This window comes from Azoarcus sp. DD4 (genome assembly GCF_006496635.1).
Classification (GTDB): domain Bacteria; phylum Pseudomonadota; class Gammaproteobacteria; order Burkholderiales; family Rhodocyclaceae; genus Azoarcus.
In genome coordinates, this window is the sequence record NZ_CP022958.1 from 3595239 (window position 1) to 3612843 (window position 17605).

Here is a 17605-nt window from a genome sequence, read left to right on the forward strand (position 1 = left end):
AGCAGTGCGCCAGGCGCAATAGTGAAGCCGTCGACGTGCGGGGGAACTGCAGACTGCGGTGAGCGCACGACGAGGAACCAGCCCCGAATGGAGTTCAGGACATGAAACAAGATACCTCGAGCACCCCCGACGTGCTCGTCATCGGCGGCGGCAATGCGGCATTGTGCGCGGCGCTGACCGCCCGCGAGGCGGGCGCTTCCGTGCTGCTGCTGGAAGCCGCGCCGCGCGAATGGCGCGGCGGCAACTCGAGCCACACGCGCAACCTGCGTTGCATGCACGACGCCCCGCAGGACGTCCTCACCGAGGCCTACCCTGAAGAAGAGTTCTGGCAGGATCTCAAAAAGGTGACTGGCGGCCGGACCAACGAGCGGCTCGCGCGGCTGGCGATCCGCGAGTCCTCGCGCTGCCGCGACTGGATGCGCAAACACGGCGTGCATTTCCAGCCCTCGCTATCGGGCACGCTGCATCTGTCGCGCACCAACGCCTTCTTCATGGGGGGCGGAAAGGCGCTTGTGAACGCCTATTACCGCAGCGCCGAAGCGCTCGGCGTGCGCATCCGCTACGAGGCGCCGGTCGATCGCCTCGAAGTGGTCGACGGCGAGTTCCGCGCCGCGTGGGTCGGTGAGGAACGCATCGCGGCGCGTGCCTGCGTGCTCGCCTCCGGCGGCTTCGAATCCAATCGGGAATGGCTGCGCGAAGCCTGGGGCCAGAACGCCGACGGCGAGTGGCCGGCGGACAACTTTGCGATCCGCGGCACGCGTTTCAATCGCGGGGTGCTGCTGAAAGCGATGATGGATTCGGGCGCCGACACGATCGGCGACCCCTCGCAATCGCACTGCGTCGCGGTCGACGCCCGTGCGCCGCTCTACGACGGCGGGATCTGCACGCGCATCGACTGCGTCTCCCTCGGCATCGTCGTCAACCAGCACGCGCAGCGCTTCTACGACGAGGGCGAGGACTTCTGGCCCAAGCGCTATGCAATCTGGGGACGGCTCGTCGCCCAGCAACCCGGCCAGATCGGATTCTCGGTCATCGATTCGAAAGCCGTTGGTCGCTTCATGCCCCCTGTGTTCCCCGGCGCGAAGGCCGACACCCTCGAAGGACTCGCCCATCAGCTCGGCCTCGACGAACAGGCCTTCGTACGCACGGTGCGCGACTACAACGCTGCGTGTCGCGTCGGCACCTTTGACCACACGGTGCTCGACGACTGCCATACGAAGGGCGTGACGCCGGCGAAGACCCACTGGGCGCTGCCGCTCGATACCGCCCCCTTCTACGGCTATGCGCTCAAGCCCGGCATCACCTTTACCTACCTCGGCCTGAAGGTCGATGAACGGGCCGCCGCGCACTTCACGGGTGAGCCCAGCCGCAATCTGTTTGTTGCCGGCGAAATGATGGCAGGCAATGTGCTCGGACAGGGTTACACGGCCGGCGTCGGCATGACGATCGGCACGGTATTCGGACGTATCGCCGGCGCTTCTGCGGCGGCGGCAGCCAGGAACGAAGGAGTCGAACATGCAGCAGCTTGAAGCCCTGCTCCGCGAAGCGAGCGATCTCGCCGCGGGCATCGTCGTGCCCAGCGCCGCCGAAGCCGAAGTCGAACGCGTGATGAAGATATGCAATGCGTGCCGCTACTGCGAAGGTTTCTGCGCGGTTTTCCCGGCGATGACGCGCCGACTCGAATTCAATCAGGCCGACGTCCATTACCTCGCGAATCTCTGTCACAACTGCGGCGCCTGTCTGCACGCGTGCCAATACGCACCACCACATGAGTTCGCGGTCAACATCCCGCAGGCGATGGCCAGGGTCCGCGGGCAGACTTACTCGGATTTCGCGTGGCCGAGCAGTCTCGGGACGCTCTACCGCAACAACGGTCTAACGGTCGCGCTGGCGCTTGCAGTCGGCCTCGCGCTCTTCCTGGCGATGGCCCTGGCGGAAAATGGCACGCTGTTCCATGCCCCGCTCGCCGGCAACTTCTACGCGATCTTCCCACACAACCTGCTGGTGTCGATGTTCGGGCCGGTGTTCCTGTTTGTCGCGGTCGCGCTGGGTTTGGGCGTGGCGAAGTTCTGGCGCGGGATCTCGGCAGGAGAGCCCAGCGCCGTGGCGATCGCGGAGACGGCGCATGACGTGCTCAAGCTCAAGTATCTCGATGGTGGCCACGGCCAGGGTTGCCCGAATGAAGACGATGCAAGCACCCTTGCGCGGCGGCGCTTCCACCACCTGACCTTCTACGGCTTCATGCTGTGCTTCGCTGCGACGGGGGTGGCGACCATCTACCATTACGTCTTTGGGTGGGAGGCGCCGTATGCGCTTACGAGCCTGCCCGTGTTGCTCGGCACCGTGGGCGGTATCGGCCTGCTCATCGGCCCGGCAGGACTGCTTTGGTTGAATGTGCGGCGCAATTCGCAGCATGGGGACGCCGCACAGAAGCCGATGGACAGAGGATTCATCGCACTGCTTCTGCTGACCAGCGCGACAGGCCTGGCGCTGCTTGCCGGACGCGATACTTCGGCGATGGCACTGCTCCTTGCCGCGCATCTTGGCGCAGTGATGGCGCTGTTCCTGACCATGCCCTACGGCAAGTTCGCCCACGGCATCTATCGCACCGCCGCACTGCTGAAGTGGGCGATAGAAAAGCGGATGCCGAACCCGGTAGGCGTTGGCAGCGAATGAGTCTGGAGGAGCCGCTCCGGAGTGCTGAAGGCACCGCGGCGATTAGCTCGCGGATGTCCGTCCGGCCCTGGCGCGCGCTTCGCCACCGCAGCTATCGCCTCTTTTTCTGCGGCCAGTCCGTATCGCTGCTGGGTAGCTGGATTCAGCAGGTGGCGCTCGGCTGGCTCGCCTACCGTCTCAGCGGTTCCGCGGCCTTGCTCGGGGTCATCGCGTTTCTTGCGCAGGCCCCGCAGCTCATCGCCGCGCCGTTCGCCGGCATCCTCATCGACCGCTCGGACCCCAGGCGGCTGATGCTGGCGGTGCAACTGCTCATGCTGGCGCAGGCGAGCTTTCTCGCGCTTGCGACCGTCGGCGAATGGATCTCGCCGCTCCAGATCGTGATTGCGTCAGCCTTTCTCGGCCTGCTCAATAGTCTGGACGCCCCCCTACGGCACGCACTGGCAGCCCCCCTGGTCCCCGACAAGGACGATCTCCCAAACGCTATCGCCCTGAACTCGCTGATCTTCAACGTCGCCCGTTTCGTCGGTCCTCCGGTGGCCGGCATCGTGCTCGTGATGACTTCGGAGGCGGCTTGCTTCGCATTGAACGCCTTGTCGTTTCTCGCGGTTGTCGTCGCGCTGCTAAGGATCCGCATTCCGCATCACCCGACCGCCGCGACGCCATTCCTCGCTGCGATGCTGGAGGGGCGGCAGTTCGTGCGACGCAGCTTTCCCACAGGCAAATTGCTCAAGCAGGTGGCTCTTCTCAACTTTTTCGCCGCGAGCTACGTTCCGCTGATGCCCGTTTTCGCGCGTGATGTGTTCGACGGTGGCCCGCACACGCTTGGAATCCTCCTGGGCAGCGCGGGCGCAGGAGCGCTGGGAGCATCTGTGTACCTTGTCATGCGACCGTCGGTACGCGGACTGACCGGCGTCATAGCGTCCGCCAACCTGCTCGCCGCGCTCGCACTGATCGGCTTCGCGCTGAGTGAAACGCTCTGGCTCGGGGCGGCGATGCTCTTCCTTGTCGGTTTCGGGCTGATCAGTGGCAACGCATCGACCAATACCGTGCTGCAGACTATCCTCCCCGTCGCCCTGCGCGGCCGCGTTCTTGCGCTTTATACAGCAGCCAACCTTGGCGCCGCCGCAGTGGGAAGCCTGGTCGCCGGGTGGTGGGCCGAGTCTCTCGCCCCCGAATTCGCCGAGCTCGCGGCGGGGTTCGCGCTGCTGATCGTGGGCCTTCATTTCCGGATGAAACTCGAATTCCTGCGCATGCATCTGCGCCCGATCTACGCGTCACTCGGCATTCGGCACGCCGTCGGGACGATTGGGCGCTCGTCCGCCGATAACCGCAATACGACATTGACAGGAGAGCCACCATGAGGGTGACCGTGCTCGACGATTACCAAGGCGTCGTCCCGCGCCTAGAAGCGACGAAGGAACTCGATGGCATTTCGGTGATCCTGCACACGCTGACGGAGCGGATCGCGGACGAAGACGCCCTGATCGAGGCCCTGCGGGAAACCGATTGCCTGGTCCTGATCCGGGAGCGGACGCAGATCACGGCGCGCATCGTCGAAGCCTTGCCGCGGCTGAGGCTGATCGTCCAGACGGGACGCCTTTCGGGTTGCATCGATCTCGACGCATGCAGGCGGAGGAACATCGAAGTGCGGGATGGCACAGGAAATCCCGTCGCACCTGCCGAACTTGCATGGGCCCTGATCCTTGGCGCGTCGCGCCGACTGGTACCTTACGCCGAACACCTTGCCCAAGGAATCTGGCAGCGGACGCGCTCGCAACTCGAGGACGAGGGACTCGGAAGGACCTTGCATGGCCGGACGCTGGGCATCTGGTCCCTCGGCAAGATAGGCAACCGCGTTGCCGCCATCGGGCGCGCTTTCGGGATGCGCGTCGTCGTGCACGGCCGGGCCTCGTCGCGCGCGGCGGCGCTCGAAGCGGGCTACGAGTTCATTGCCGACCGCCGTCAGTTCCTCACCCAACTCGACGTTCTGACCCTGCACCTGAGGCTTGGCCCCGAGACGAAACACATGATCGGCGTCGCGGACCTGATGACGATGCGGCCCGATGCATTGCTCGTTAACACCAGCCGCGCAGAGCTTCTGGCCCCCGGCGCCTTGCTCGAAGCACTTGCCCGGGGGCGCCCGGGCGCGGCAGCACTTGACGTCTTCGAAGAGGAACCGGATGGCGCTTCGCCTTACCTCAACCACCCGGCCATCCTTTGCACGCCGCATCTCGGCTTCGTCGAACAGGACACCTATGAGGCCTACTTCGGCGAGGCGTTCACTCACGTACGGCGGTTCGCCGAAAGCTTGCAGCCAGGGGGCCGAACCGCGACCTGATCCGTCTTAATAATGCCATTCTGGCACTAATTGACTCGATTATTGCATTTCACGGCTCACCGTCCCAACCCCACAATGGTCCCATCGTTGAGACGGAGGAGCATCGCCATGCTGTTGAGTATTCCCTGCACGCTCATGCGCGGAGGTACGTCGAAGGGGCCATATTTCCATGCCGCGGATCTTCCCTCCGATCCGGCCGAGCGTGACCGGGTACTGCTTGCGGCAATGGGGTCGCCCCACGCACGCCAGATCGACGGCATCGGCGGCGGCGACACGCTGACAAGCAAGGTCGTGATCGTCAGTCCGTCTAGCCGCCCCGGCATCGACATCGAGTACCTTTTCGCCCAGGTGTCGGTGGAAACGGAGACCGTGGATACGACGCCCAACTGCGGCAACATGCTCGCCGGCGTCGGGCCGTTCGCAATTGAGAACGGACTGGTTGCTGCGACGGCCCCCGTCACAACCCTGAACATCTTCAACGTCAATACCGGCAAGGTTGTCGAGGCCGTCATCCAGACACCCGGCGGGACGGTGACCTATGACGGTCTCGCGCGGATCGACGGAGTCCCTGGCAGTGGAGCGCCGATCCAGCTCAATTTCCGCGACGCAGCCGGCGCCAAGACAGGCAGGCTGCTGCCGACGGGAAGGCTCGTCGATGTCATCGATGGCGTAGAGGTGTCCTGCATCGATTTCTCGACGCCACTGGTTTTCGTCCCTGCCCTGGCGATGGGCAAGACCGGTCATGAGACGAAGGCCGAGCTCGATGCCGACAGCAAGCTGAAGAACCGCCTGGAGTCGATACGGCGCCAGATCGCCCTGCTGGCCGGGCTCGGCGACGTACGCGACAAGGTGCTGCCGAAAATCGCCCTGGTAGCGTCCCCGCAAGGTCGAGGGGTGATCGCATCCCGCTACTTCACCCCTTGGAACTGCCATTCCGCGTATGCCGTAACGGGGGCGCTGTGCCTTGCTGCAACGACCATCATCCCGGGCACCGTGGTGCAGAAGTTGGCCCGCCCAAAGCCCCACGATCCGTTGCTTGTCTGCATTGAGCAGCCCGCCGGAACGCTCGAAATACGTCTGCAAGTTTCCGGGGATCCGGGGGACACGATTCCCGACATCGTCTCCGCGGGCCTGATTCGCACCGCGCGTCCGTTGTTCAGGGGGAAGGTTCACGTTCCGTTAGGCGAGCCCGGACAGGCCGCGTAAAGGCGTTCCCCAACGTCACATGGACGGCGCGGCGGGACTCGCCCCTATTCATGCCTGAACAGCAATTATCTCGTTCAGTTCTGCATTTCCCGCAATTAAACGGGAATCCCATACTTCGCCTGCGTTCGACGACTACCGAAGCTCACCCCCAGGAAGAAGGGGTCTCGTCGCAACGTCAATCCGCATTGCTCTGCGAGGGCGAAAGCGAACCAACCAAGGAGGAAACAATGAAGAAGAGACTGACAATCGGCGTCCTGTCGGGCTTGTGCGCCGCCGCCTTCGTGCCGTGCGTGTCGGCGGCGGACAGCGCGCAAGGGCACAAGCTCGAGTTGAAAGCACGTGGAATCTACTTCGACCGCGAGTTCGAAAACTCGGCAGATGATCGCTCACAATCTGCACTCGGCCTGCAGCTCAACTACGAATCCCCATTCTTCGCCGACATGATCGGGATCGGGTTGTCGGGCTACAGCGTGACGAAGCTGGACGCCAGCGGAGCGGTACGTTCCGACGTTCTGAAGGCTGACAACAACGGAGACTTTCACGACTCGTTCGGCAAGATCGCGCAAGCGTTCGTCAAGTTGAAATTCGGCGAGGCCGCGGACATGAAGTTGGGTCGCCAACTGCATGACAGCCTGCTGCTGGGCAGCTCGACGAGCCGCGCCGTGCCCAACACCTATTCCGGCGCTAGCGGTGAATTCAGGCCGGCAAAGGGACTCGCTATCTACGGGGCGTACTACGACGCGTGGTCGCGCCGCGCCGATGACGGTTTCGAAAAATTCGCCACCGATCGTTCCGACGAAGGCGATATCGATTTCGTTGCGGTCCTGGGCCTGAACTACACGCAAGGCCCGGCAAGCGTTCAACTGGAGTATCTCAACTCGAAGGACTTCTTGTCCAAGTTGGGATTGGTGGGTTCGTACACCTTCGATCTGGCCAAGGCAAACAAGGTCAAGCTCACCGCAGGCCTTCACACTTCACGAGATGCCGGCCACCTGTTCGTTACCGGAGCGGAGGGGTCGGAGCTCGATGATGAGGACGTTCCGGGTTCCGTCGCCGGAGTTACTCGAAGCGACAATGATGGCAAGGGCATGTATATCGACGTGGACTGGTCGATCGGCAATGTGTCGCTCGGGGCCGCAGTCGCCAGGTTTGATGGCGCGTGGATCGAGGACAATTTCACCGGCGACCACGGAACCAACCCCTTCCCTACCGGCGGCGTGCTGGCTGACATGACGAACAACGACGAGACCGTCTGGATGGTGCGCGCCGGCTACGACTGGAAGGATTACGTCAAGGGCCTCAAGACGACGGTGAAGTACAAGCAGGGCACAGGGGCAAAGAACAGCCACGTGTCCTGGCGGGGCGAGGCCGACGAAAGCGAACTCGAAGTTGACGTGCGCTACCAGATCCCGATAGTCAAGGGCCTGAACCTGCGTTACCGGTACCTTGAATACAATTCCGACAAAACCGGTCGGGTGGACGGTGTCCTGCAGGACAACACCGACCATCGCGTCTATCTCGATTACACCTATAAATTCTTCTGAAGGTGCTCTTCCACGTGTAACCCGTGCTTGTGCGCGGCGCCGCAAGTCGCGCACAAATACCGATCACGCTTGCGCCGGCTGACGCGCACCGTACGCAGCGTCCCCCCACCGAGGCGGGCGAGCAGCTACTGCACCCGGACGGCGGCGCGGCGGACACAGCCGCCGCGCCGGGAGGTCAGTCTTCGGCGAAAGCCTCTTCGCGGCGCTTGCGGAAACCCGGCGCCAGCACGATCACCAGCAGCAGCGCGGCGGCGATCAGCAGGCCGGCGGAGATCGGCCTTTGCGCGAAGATGCCCCAGTCGCCGCGCGACAGCAGCAGCGCGCGGCGCAGGTTCTCTTCCATCATCGGGCCGAGGATGAGGCCCAGCATAAGCGGCGCGGTCTCTGCCCCGAGCTTGATGAAGACGTAGCCGAGGATGCCGAACAGCCCGATCATCCACACGTCCCACACGCTGTTGGAGGTGGCATACACGCCGATGGCGCAGAACAGCACGATGGCCGGGAACAGCCAGCGGTAGGGCACGGTGAGCAGTTTCACCCACACCCCCACCAGCGGCAGGTTGAGCACCAGCAGCATCGCGTTGCCTATCCACATCGAGGCGATCAGGCCCCAGAACAGTTCGGGGTTGCCGGTCATCACCTGCGGGCCGGGCTGGATGTTGTGGATCATCATCGCGCCCACCATCAGCGCCATCACCGGATTGGCCGGGATGCCCAGAGTCAGCATCGGGATGAAGGACGACTGCGAGCCGGCGTTGTTGGCCGATTCCGGCGCCGCCACGCCGCGGATGTTGCCCTGCCCCAGTGGCACCTCGTCCGGCCGCAGCTTGATCTTCTTCTCGATCGAGTAGGAGGCGAAGGACGACAGCACCGCGCCGCCGCCCGGCAGGATGCCGAGAATGGAGCCCAGCGTGGTGCCGCGGCAGACCGCCGGGAACATGCGCTTGATCTCGCCCCAGCCGGGGAAGAGCCCGCTGACCTTCCTCGTCAGCAACTCGCGCTTTTCCTCGTGGCGCGACAGGTTCTGGATGATCTCGCCGTAGCCGAAGAAGCCCATGGCGATGGCGATGAAGCTGATGCCGTCGGCCAGTTCGGGCAGATCGAAGGTATAGCGCGTGGAGCCGGAAATCGCGTCGGTGCCGACGATGCCGATCAGCAGGCCGAGCACGATCATCGCGATCGCCTTCAGCAGCGAGCCGGAAGCCAGCACCACCGCGCCGATGAGGCCGAACACCATCAGCGCGAAGTACTCCGACGGGCCGAACAGGAAAGCGAGCTTGGTCAGCGGCGCGGCGAAGGCCGCCAGCACCAGGGTGCCGATACAGCCGGCGAAGAAGGAGCCGATGGCGGCCGCCGCCAGCGCATGCCCCGCCCGCCCCTTGCGCGCGATCTGGTAGCCGTCGAGCGCGGTGACGATGGAGGACACCTCGCCGGGCAGGTTCACCAGGATGGCGGTGGTGGAACCGCCGTACTGGGCGCCGTAGTAGATGCCCGCGAGCATGATCAGCGCCGCCACCGGCGGCAGCGCGTAGGTGGCCGGCAGCAGCATCGCGATCGCGGTCAGCGGGCCGAGGCCGGGCAGCACGCCTATCATCGTGCCCAGCAGGCAGCCGAAGAAGGCATAGGCGAGGTTCTGCAGGGAAAAGGCGACACCGAAGCCGAGCGCCAGATGCTGGATCAGATCTTCCATGTTGCTCTGCTCCTCAACCCAGGAAAGCCGGCAGCACCCGCAGCGGCAGGCCGAGCACCACGGTCAGCAGGACGCAGGCGAAGGCCGACAGGACGACCGCCAGCACCAGCGCCCCGCGCAGCGTGAATTCCAGCCCGCCGGCCGAGGCCAGCAGCACCAGCACGAAGACCGATACCAGCAGGCCCATCGGCGGCAGGCCGACGAACGGCAAGCCGGTCAGCAGGACCCCGAACACGAAGTTGGCGCCGATGACGAAGAACAGCGGACGCAGATCCCAGCGGCCGATGTCGCCGTGCCGGTGCTGACGGCCGCCAACCGACTTGATCGCCAGCAGCACGCCCAGGCCCGCCAGCAGGATGCCGAGCGCCCGCGGGAAGAAACCCGGCCCCATCGAGGCCGTCGTGCCCATCGGATAATCCGCCGCGCCCAGGGCGAAGCCGGCGCCCAGCACCGCGAGCAGCAGGCCCGAGGCGAAGTCCTTCTGATGATTGATCCACAACATGGCGGCCTCCTCAGGCGGCGGAACGGACGGATCGCGCCGGCCCTGCGTGGCCGACCCGGGGGGAGCGGATGCCGTGACGGCACACAGAAACGCATGCCATGTCACACCCCCGCCATGTTGATGTACTTGACCACGAGGTAGTCCTCGATGCCGTAGCGCGAACCCTCGCGGCCGACGCCGGACTGCTTGACCCCGCCGAAGGGTGCGACCTCGTTGGAGATGAGGCCGGTATTGACGCCGACCATGCCGTATTCGAGCCGCTCGGCGACACGCCAGACGCGACCGAGGTCGCGCGCATAGAAGTAGCTGGCGAGGCCGAATTCGGTGTCGTTGGCCATCGCCACCACCTCGTCCTCGGTGTGGAAGCGGAACAGCGGCGCCAGCGGACCGAAGGTTTCCTCGCGCGCCACCGCCATCGCCGGGGTGACATCGGCCAGCACGGTCGGTTCGAAGAAGGACTGGCCCAGCGCGTGGCGCCGGCCCCCGGTCAGCACCCGGGCACCCTTGCCCACCGCGTCGGCAATGTGTTCCTCCACCTTGGCCACCGCCTTGCCGTCGATCAGCGGGCCGACATGCACGCCGGCCGCCGCGCCATCGCCCACCTGCAGCGCCTCGACCGCGCGTACCAGCTTCGCGGCGAAGGCGTCGTACACCTTGTCGTGCACGAACAGCCGGTTGGCGCAGACGCAGGTCTGCCCGGCGTTGCGGTACTTGGAGAGCATCGCGCCCTCGACCGCCGCATCCAGGTCGGCGTCGTCGAAAACGATGAAGGGCGCGTTGCCGCCCAGCTCCATCGACACCTTCTTCACCGTGGCCGCGCTCTGCGCCATCAGCAGGCGGCCGACCTCGGTGGAACCGGTGAAGCTGAGCTTGCGCACCCGCGGATCGGTCGCCAGCACGGTGCCGATTTCACCGGCCGCGCCGGTCACCACCGACAGCACGCCCGCCGGCACGCCGGCACGCTCGGCCAGCGCCGCCAGCGCCAGTGCGGTCAGCGGCGTCTGCGAGGCGGGCTTGAGCACCATGGTGCAGCCGGCCGCCAGCGCCGGGCCGGCCTTGCGGGTGATCATCGCCGCCGGGAAGTTCCACGGCGTGATCGCCGCACAGACGCCGATCGGCTCCCTGGTGACGACAATGCGCTGGCCCGCCACCGGCGCCGGAATGATGTCGCCGTAGATGCGCTTGGCTTCTTCGGCGAACCACTCGACGAAGGACGCCGCATAGGTGATCTCGCCGCGCGCCTCGGCCAGCGGCTTGCCCTGCTCCGCGGTCATGATGCGGGCGAGGTCGTCCTGGTTGATCAGGATGAGTTCGAACCAGCGCCGCAGCACCGCCGCGCGCTCCTTGGCGGTACGCGCGCGCCAGGCCGGCAAGGCGGCTTCGGCGGCGGCGATCGCCGCACGCGTCTCGGCCTCGCCCAGGCGCGGCACGCTGGCCACCAGCGCGCCGGTGGCCGGATTGAGCACTTCGATGCGACGGTCGCCGGAAATCCAGCAGCCGTCGATCAGACACTGCTGTCGCAGCAATGTGGGGTCGTTGAGGGGTGTCATGTCGGGAAGGGATATCGTTGTCGTGGGAGTCGAAGGCTCGGCCGCGGCCGGCGCTCAGATCTGCGTGATCATCTTGGTTACGAGGTAGCCGTCGAAGGTCTCGCTGCCGCCCTCGCAGCCGACGCCGCTGTCCTTGACGCCGCCGAAAGGCAGCTCGGCCGGCGCCATGCCGAAGTGGTTGATGTTCACCATGCCGACCTCCAACGCATTGGCAACGCGGGTCGAGGTCTTGATCGAATGGGTGAACACGAAGGAGGCCAGCCCAAACGGCAGGCTGTTGGCGCGGCGGATGACGTCCTCGACATCGTCGAAGCGGGTGATGGACGCAACCGGGCCGAAGGGTTCCTCGCGCATCACCCGGGCGTGGTCGGGCACCCCGGCAATCACCGTGGGCGCATAGAAATGGCCGCGCTCGCCGATGCGGGCGCCGCCGGTGACGATCTCGCCGCCCTGCTCCGCCGCGTCGCTCACCAGCTCGTGCACCGCCGCCAGCCGGCGGCCGTGGATCAGCGGGCCCATCTGGGTGCCGTCCTCCAGGCCGTGGCCGATCCTGATCTCGCTCACCACCTGGGCGAAACGGGCGACGAAGCGCTCGTAGATGCCGCGCTGCACGTAGAAGCGGGTCGGCGATACGCAGACCTGGCCGGCATTGCGCATCTTGTAGCGCGCCAGCGCGGTGGCGGCCTCATCGACATCGGCGTCGTCGAACACGATCACCGGCGAATGGCCGCCCAGTTCCATGCTGATGCGCTTCATGTGGGCGCCGGCGAGCGCAGCGAGCCGCTTGCCGACCGGCACCGAGCCGGTGAAGGACAGCTTGCGCACGATGGGCGATTCGATCAGGTGGCGCGACACCTCGGCCGGCACGCCCCAGACGATGTTGAGCACGCCCGGCGGCAGTCCGGCGTCGTGGAACAGCCGCGCGATCTCGACGATGGCGCTGGGCGATTCCTCCGGCCCCTTGAGCACCACGGTGCAGCCCGCACCGACGGCGGCGGCGACCTTCTTCATCGCCTGGCTGAAGGGGAAGTTCCACGGGCTGAAGGCTGCGCACACGCCCACCGGTTCGCGCACCACCAGCTGGCGCACCGCCGGATTGCGCGGCGGCACCACGCGGCCGTAGATGCGGCGGCATTCCTCGGCATTCCATTCGGCGTGCTCGGCACTGTTGAGCACCTCGGCAATCGCCTCGGCCACCGGCTTGCCGTTGTCCAGCGTGATCGCGCGGCCGATCGCCGCGGCGCGTTCGCGCGCCAGCTCGGCGACCTTGCGCAGCACCGCCGAACGGTCCAGCGGCGAACTGATGCGCCAGTGCTGGAAGGCGCGGTCGGCCGCCGCCAGCGCGGCGTCGAGCTGTGCGCCATCGGCCCACGGCAGCCAGCCGATACGCTCGCCGGTGGCCGGGTCGTGGATCGCCTGGCCGGCCCCGCCCTCGCCGCCGATGAACCGGCCGTCGATATAGTTGAAGAGTTGCGGATACATCGATTGGTCCTCTGCAGGGCGGGGCCGCGCGCGGCCCCGGGTACGGCCGGGGGGCCGGCGGGATTAGTGGGCCTTGATGCCCGCTTCCTTGATGATCCTGTCGTACTTGACGGTGTCGGCCTTCATCGTCGCCAGCATGGCGTCGGGCCTGGCGGTACCCACTTCGAGCCCGCGCTTGGCGTAGCTCTCCTTGATCTGCGGGTTGTCCATCGCCTTCACCACCGCCGTGTTGATCTGCGCCACCACGGTGTCGGGCACGCTGCCCGGCGCGAACAGGGCGAACACCGTTGCCGGGATGGAGCCCGGCTTGCCACCGGCCTCGACCAGCGTCGGCACGTCGGGCAGGAAGCTCGCGCGCTTGTCGGCGCCGACGGTCAGCACGCGGACCTTGCCGGTCTGCACGTGCGGTACCAGCGGCAGGCCACCTGCCATCACCACATCCACCTCGTCGGTCAGCAGACCCATGATGGCCGGCGCCAAGCCCTTGTACGGCGCATAGGTGAAGGAGAGGCCGTCCGCCTGCGACAGCATCTCCATGCCGATGTGACTCACATGGCCGATGCCGCCGGTGCCGACATTGAGCTTCTTCGGGTTGGCCCTGGCATAGGCCTCGAACTCGGCGAAGGTCTTGAAGGGCAGCGCCGAGCGCACGCCGATGAAGAGATTGACCCCTGCCAGGTCGGACACCGGCTTGAGATCCTTCTCCCATTTGTAGGGCACGTTGTCATACAGCATCGGGTTGGTGACGACCGCCAGCCGGTCCACCATCAGCAGCGTGCTGCCGTCCGCCTCGCCCTTGACCACCGCGCCGGTACCGACGATGGAGTTGGCACCCGGCTTGTTCTCGACCACGAAGGATTTGCCGGTCAGCTTGCCCAGCTCGACGCCGAGGTCGCGCGCCAGCACGTCGGGCTCGGTGCCCGGCGGATAAGGCACGACGATGCGTACCGTGGCCGGCGGCCAACTCTGGGCATGCGCGCCCCAACTGGCCAAAAGTACGACGCAGGCTGCAAGGCACTTCGATTTGAAGGAGATCATGTCGTTGTCCTCTCTGTTGAGGTGATGCGGGGTGGGCGGGGGTGAAAGCGGAATTGCCGGCGCGCTCAGTGCGCCGGGGACAAGGCTTGTGGCCGGGCAAGGGCTTGGGTGACCGTCGGCGTGGCGGCGGTGGTCGGCGGCGGCAACACCGTGTCGCAGAAGCGACCGAGCTGCGCCGCCGCTTCGGCGCTGCCACCGGCGGCGGCAACGAAGCGGTCGGGCCGGATCAGCACCCAGTCGACGCCCTTGCCCTGGAACCAGAAATGCAGCGCGTTCTCGACGTCCTCGATCACCGTGGCGGCACAGTCCGTCCCGGGTGCGCCCGGTTCGGCGCCGCTGGTGCGGGCGCGCACGCCAACGTAGCGGTCGCAACCGAGGCGCGCGAGCTTGTCGAGCAAGGCCGGCGCTGCCTTGGCCAGCGGATCGCAACGCCAGCTCACCAGCGCGAAACGGCCACCAACGATGTCGTCCAGCTTTTGCGGCCGGCCCTGCTCGACCTCGACCGTGGGCTGGATGAACATGCGTCCGACCAGTTCGTCGCGCGCGGCCACGCCGCTGTTGAGCACCACGCCGGTGGAGAAGCGCGGCATCGGCTTGAATTTCATCTGCAGCACATAGTCGCGGATGCGGGGAATGCTCTGGATGGAAAGGAAGAAGCGGTCGCGCAGCCAGGCCACCAGCGGGTTGCGCATCGACAGCACCGCGCCGAACAGGTCGGCGAGATCGATCATGGCCTTGGCATGGGCATGGCGCTCGTCGTGGTAGCTCTGCAGCAGTTCGGGCTTCATCCGCCCCTGGACGATCCAGGCGAGCTTCCAGGCCAGGTTGAAGGCGTCGCGCAGGCCGGCATTCAGGCCCTGGCCTATCCATGGCGGGGTGATGTGCGCAGTGTCGCCGGCCAGGCAGACGCGGCCGGCAACGAAGGAAGCCGCCACGCGCGAGTTGTGGGTGTAGACCCGCGCCCGGATCACGTTCAGGGCTTCCGGATTCGACACGTGCGTGCTGAGCAGCTCGCGCACCTTGGCGGGCGCCAGCATCTGGTCGTCGTCCTCGCCCGGGAACATCATGAACTCCCAGCGGCGCAGGCCGTAGGGCAGGCGCAGGCAGACATAGGGGCGGGAGGGTTCGCAGTGCAGCGCGGTGTAGGGCGCGTCGAGCGGATCGCCCTCGCATTCGATCACCGCCCATTTGTGCGGGTGGGTCAGCCCTTCGTAGGGCACCCGGAGCAGTTCGCGCACGGTGCTGCGGGCGCCGTCGGCACCGACCAGGTACTGGGCGCGGATGGCGTGCTCCGCACCTTCGGCGTCGCGCACGGTGGCGGTGACACCTTCCGCGTCCTGGGCGATCGCCAGCAATTCGTGACCCAGCCGCAACTGCACATGGGGATAGCGTTCCAGCCCCTTGCGCAGAGTCTCCTCGCCCAGCGGCTGCGAGAACAGGTTGCGGCGGAACCAGCCGTATTCGCGGGTGCTCGGCAATATTTCGGCGAAGCAGCGCTTGCCGGCGGTGTACATCCGCATCGGCACGTTCTGGATCATGTCGCGCAGCATGGCCTCGGCCAGCCCGAAGGACTGGAAGGTGCGCAGCGCCTCGTCGTCCAGGCCGACGGCACGCGGAAAGTTGAGGATCTCGGGGCTGCGTTCGATCACCACGGTCTCGATGCCGTAGGCGCCGAGGAGGTTTGCAATCGAGACGCCGACCGGGCCGGCGCCGACGACGAGAACGGGGACGGAAGTCTGTGGATTCATGTTCATCCCTCTGCAGGGGGAAACGATGGTCAAACGGCGGACAACAGCTGGCTTTCCTGACGGACCAGGAGATGGCGCACCGCCTTGCGGAATTCGGTGAAGCGGGCGTCCTCGAGCAGTTGCCGTCGACGCGTGCGGCGTTCTTCGAAGCTGTCGAAACGCCACAGGAAGACGAGCTGGTTGAGGTCGCCGCTCTCGGGCTGGAGAAAGGCGACGAGGTCGCCGAGGATGCCGACCTGCACCTCGCGTCCGATCTCGTTGTAGATGCGCAGGTAGTCGCGGACGCCGCCCGGCACCAGGGTGTAGGTCCTGAGTTCGCAGATCATGGTCTTGTCGTTCTCTCGTCGGGGTCGGGGATGCGCGCGGCGGCAGCCGGCGCGGACGGCAGCAGGAAGGCGCGCACCGCGCGGTTGAAGGCCTCCGGCTGGTCGTCGTGGATGTAGTGGCCGGCGCCGGCGATCTCGATATCGGCGATGCGCGGGTTGAGCCGCTGCATCTCGGCCAGCATCGCCGGCTGCAGGTAGTCGGTGCGGCTGCCGCGCAGCACCAGGGTGTCGCACTGCAGCGCGGCCACATGCGGACGCAGATCCACCAGGCGCGACAGTTCCGGGTTGAGCCGGGTCGCGGCGATGCCGGCGTGGTCGTAGCGCCAGGTGTAGCCGCCGCCGTCTGCCGGCTTGAGCATGCTGGCCAGGCGTTGCTGGCGCGCCGCTTCGGTGACGCTGGGCCGCAGGCCGCGCATGAAGTCGCCGGCCGCCTCCCAGCTGTCGAAATGCGCCGGCGTACTGACCAGTTCGCCGCGGATGCGGGTGGCGCCGGGGCTGGTATCGAAGGCGCCGGGGCCGGCGTCCTCGATCACCAGCCGGCCGACCCGCTCCGGGTATTGCGATGCGAATACGATGGCGTTGATGCCGCCCATCGAGTGCCCGAGCAGGTCGAAACGCGCCAGGTCCAGCGTATCGGCCACCGCCAGCAGGTCGCCGACATAGGTGTCGGTGTAGTAGTTGCGGTGCGGGTCCCAATCGCTCCGGCCGCGCCCGCGCTGGTCGAAGGCGATGACACGGAACGCCGGCTGCAAGGCCGCAGCGACGCCGGCAAAGGTCTCGCCGTAGCCGCGGATGCCGTGCAGCATCACGACCGGGCGGCCGTCGGCCGGCCCCCACTCGGTGACGTGGAGGTTGAGGCCGGCGTGCGGAAGGGTGTAATCGCGGCGTTCCATGCCAGCCTCAGTTCAGTCCGTCCAGGCCCTTGATCTCGGACGCCTTCAGGCCGCCGAGGCGTGCGTTCAGCCGGCCGCGGGTGGCGAAGGCCCAGCACACCAGCACTTCGTCGCGGTTGGGCGCGTCGTTGAAGGCGGCGCTCACCGTGTCGTAGTGCGAGCGCACGTAGAGCGCGTCCTTGTGGGCGAGCGGAATGTCGAGGATGGTGCCGGGCACGCCGCGCTTGCCGCTCGAAGGCACCCAGGACTTGCCGCCGCCGAGCGCATCCCGGATCGGGTTGGCCGCCGGGTTGGTGAGCAGCGCATTGCCGTGCTCGTACTCGCCGTCGAGGCCGACCAGGATGGCCTTGCCGTAGCTTTCGATCGCCGCACCACCGGCGGCTTCCTGGATGCGGCGGCCGAACTCGCGGCCGAGTTCGGGCGAGGCTTCGATCCAGGCACCGAGGTCTTCGACGTAGCGGCCGGCGTAGGGGTTGTGGATGCAGGCGGCGATCACGATCCGGCGTAGCGGCGCGCCGTCGGCCGGGGCACCGGTTTCGCCGGCGAGCGTGTCCTCGACCTGGAGGAACCACTTGCGGATGTGGAAGATGCCGAAATTGGGGGCTTTCATGG

15 protein-coding genes are annotated in these 17605 nt (G+C 66.4%); 6 read left to right on the forward strand and 9 right to left on the reverse strand.

Going from position 1 to position 17605, the window contains the following annotated elements; genetic code table 11:
- Positions 1 to 101: 101 nt before the first annotated feature.
- From tcuA to CJ010_RS16545, 6 genes are all read left to right on the forward strand, one after another.
- Positions 102 to 1529, forward strand: a complete 1428-nt coding sequence (gene tcuA, locus CJ010_RS16520; protein ID WP_141019059.1) for an FAD-dependent tricarballylate dehydrogenase TcuA — start codon at positions 102 to 104, stop codon at positions 1527 to 1529.
- Positions 1516 to 2676 carry a tricarballylate utilization 4Fe-4S protein TcuB gene (gene tcuB / locus CJ010_RS16525; protein ID WP_141019060.1) on the forward strand — a complete coding sequence of 387 codons (1161 nt, stop codon included), beginning with the start codon at positions 1516 to 1518 and terminating at the stop codon, positions 2674 to 2676. Before tcuA ends, tcuB begins: the two co-directional genes overlap by 14 nt.
- A complete protein-coding gene (locus CJ010_RS16530) occupies positions 2673 to 4037 on the forward strand; it encodes an MFS transporter (protein WP_141019061.1) in 1365 nt (454 codons plus the stop codon). The genes tcuB and CJ010_RS16530 overlap by 4 nt, the downstream gene beginning before the upstream one ends.
- Complete coding sequence (locus CJ010_RS16535; RefSeq protein ID WP_141019062.1) at positions 4034 to 5014, forward strand: D-2-hydroxyacid dehydrogenase family protein; 981 nt, start codon at positions 4034 to 4036, stop codon at positions 5012 to 5014. Before CJ010_RS16530 ends, CJ010_RS16535 begins: the two co-directional genes overlap by 4 nt.
- 108 nt (positions 5015 to 5122) lie before the next feature.
- The gene (locus CJ010_RS16540; protein WP_141019063.1) at positions 5123 to 6220 is read left to right on the forward strand and encodes a 4-oxalomesaconate tautomerase; all 1098 of its coding nucleotides are present in this window, start codon (positions 5123 to 5125) and stop codon (positions 6218 to 6220) included.
- A 227-nt stretch (positions 6221 to 6447) separates the two neighbouring features.
- On the forward strand, positions 6448 to 7764 hold the full coding sequence (locus CJ010_RS16545; protein WP_141019064.1) for an OprD family outer membrane porin: 1317 nt from the start codon (positions 6448 to 6450) through the stop codon (positions 7762 to 7764).
- A gap of 175 nt (positions 7765 to 7939) precedes the next feature.
- On the opposite strand, the gene CJ010_RS16550 is transcribed toward CJ010_RS16545, so the two are convergent.
- The 9 genes from CJ010_RS16550 to CJ010_RS16590 all read right to left on the reverse strand — a co-directional run bounded on the left by CJ010_RS16550 (position 7940) and on the right by CJ010_RS16590 (position 17603).
- The gene (locus tag CJ010_RS16550; RefSeq protein WP_141019065.1) at positions 7940 to 9454 is read right to left on the reverse strand and encodes a tripartite tricarboxylate transporter permease; all 1515 of its coding nucleotides are present in this window, start codon (positions 9452 to 9454) and stop codon (positions 7940 to 7942) included.
- 13 nt (positions 9455 to 9467) lie between these two features.
- On the reverse strand, positions 9468 to 9956 hold the full coding sequence (locus CJ010_RS16555; protein ID WP_141019066.1) for a tripartite tricarboxylate transporter TctB family protein: 489 nt from the start codon (positions 9954 to 9956) through the stop codon (positions 9468 to 9470).
- A gap of 101 nt (positions 9957 to 10057) precedes the next feature.
- Positions 10058 to 11506, reverse strand: a complete 1449-nt coding sequence (gabD, locus tag CJ010_RS16560) for an NADP-dependent succinate-semialdehyde dehydrogenase (protein ID WP_141019067.1) — start codon at positions 11504 to 11506, stop codon at positions 10058 to 10060.
- 54 nt (positions 11507 to 11560) lie between these two features.
- Positions 11561 to 12988, reverse strand: coding sequence for an NAD-dependent succinate-semialdehyde dehydrogenase (locus CJ010_RS16565; protein WP_141019068.1), 1428 nt, complete (start codon positions 12986 to 12988; stop codon positions 11561 to 11563).
- Positions 12989 to 13051: 63 nt separating this feature from the next.
- Positions 13052 to 14026 (reverse strand): tripartite tricarboxylate transporter substrate binding protein, encoded by a 975-nt coding sequence (locus CJ010_RS16570; protein ID WP_141019069.1) that lies wholly within the window; start codon positions 14024 to 14026, stop codon positions 13052 to 13054.
- A 65-nt stretch (positions 14027 to 14091) separates the two neighbouring features.
- A complete protein-coding gene (locus tag CJ010_RS16575) occupies positions 14092 to 15774 on the reverse strand; it encodes a bifunctional 3-(3-hydroxy-phenyl)propionate/3-hydroxycinnamic acid hydroxylase (protein WP_205754804.1) in 1683 nt (560 codons plus the stop codon).
- Between the two features lie 29 nt (positions 15775 to 15803).
- A complete protein-coding gene (locus tag CJ010_RS16580) occupies positions 15804 to 16100 on the reverse strand; it encodes an NIPSNAP family protein (RefSeq protein ID WP_141019071.1) in 297 nt (98 codons plus the stop codon).
- Entirely contained in the window at positions 16097 to 16993 is an 897-nt protein-coding gene (locus CJ010_RS16585; RefSeq protein WP_141019072.1) for an alpha/beta fold hydrolase, read from the reverse strand. Before CJ010_RS16585 ends, CJ010_RS16580 begins: the two co-directional genes overlap by 4 nt.
- A gap of 7 nt (positions 16994 to 17000) precedes the next feature.
- Positions 17001 to 17603: an amino acid synthesis family protein gene (locus tag CJ010_RS16590; protein WP_141019073.1), complete on the reverse strand. Its 603-nt coding sequence runs from the start codon at positions 17601 to 17603 to the stop codon at positions 17001 to 17003.
- Between the last annotated feature and the right edge of the window lie 2 nt (positions 17604 to 17605).

Coding starts and splice junctions, on each gene's coding strand:
- tcuA (WP_141019059.1), top strand. CDS start 102: ATGAAACAAGATACCTCGAGCACCCCCGACGTGCTCGTCATCGGCGGC.
- CJ010_RS16550 (WP_141019065.1), bottom strand. CDS start 9,454: ATGGAAGATCTGATCCAGCATCTGGCGCTCGGCTTCGGTGTCGCCTTT.
- CJ010_RS16585 (WP_141019072.1), bottom strand. CDS start 16,993: ATGGAACGCCGCGATTACACCCTTCCGCACGCCGGCCTCAACCTCCAC.
- tcuB (WP_141019060.1), top strand. CDS start 1,516: ATGCAGCAGCTTGAAGCCCTGCTCCGCGAAGCGAGCGATCTCGCCGCG.
- CJ010_RS16545 (WP_141019064.1), top strand. CDS start 6,448: ATGAAGAAGAGACTGACAATCGGCGTCCTGTCGGGCTTGTGCGCCGCC.
- gabD (WP_141019067.1), bottom strand. CDS start 11,506: ATGACACCCCTCAACGACCCCACATTGCTGCGACAGCAGTGTCTGATC.
- CJ010_RS16530 (WP_141019061.1), top strand. CDS start 2,673: ATGAGTCTGGAGGAGCCGCTCCGGAGTGCTGAAGGCACCGCGGCGATT.
- CJ010_RS16535 (WP_141019062.1), top strand. CDS start 4,034: ATGAGGGTGACCGTGCTCGACGATTACCAAGGCGTCGTCCCGCGCCTA.
- CJ010_RS16575 (WP_205754804.1), bottom strand. CDS start 15,774: ATGAATCCACAGACTTCCGTCCCCGTTCTCGTCGTCGGCGCCGGCCCG.
- CJ010_RS16555 (WP_141019066.1), bottom strand. CDS start 9,956: ATGTTGTGGATCAATCATCAGAAGGACTTCGCCTCGGGCCTGCTGCTC.
- CJ010_RS16570 (WP_141019069.1), bottom strand. CDS start 14,026: ATGATCTCCTTCAAATCGAAGTGCCTTGCAGCCTGCGTCGTACTTTTG.
- CJ010_RS16590 (WP_141019073.1), bottom strand. CDS start 17,603: ATGAAAGCCCCCAATTTCGGCATCTTCCACATCCGCAAGTGGTTCCTC.
- CJ010_RS16540 (WP_141019063.1), top strand. CDS start 5,123: ATGCTGTTGAGTATTCCCTGCACGCTCATGCGCGGAGGTACGTCGAAG.
- CJ010_RS16565 (WP_141019068.1), bottom strand. CDS start 12,988: ATGTATCCGCAACTCTTCAACTATATCGACGGCCGGTTCATCGGCGGC.
- CJ010_RS16580 (WP_141019071.1), bottom strand. CDS start 16,100: ATGATCTGCGAACTCAGGACCTACACCCTGGTGCCGGGCGGCGTCCGC.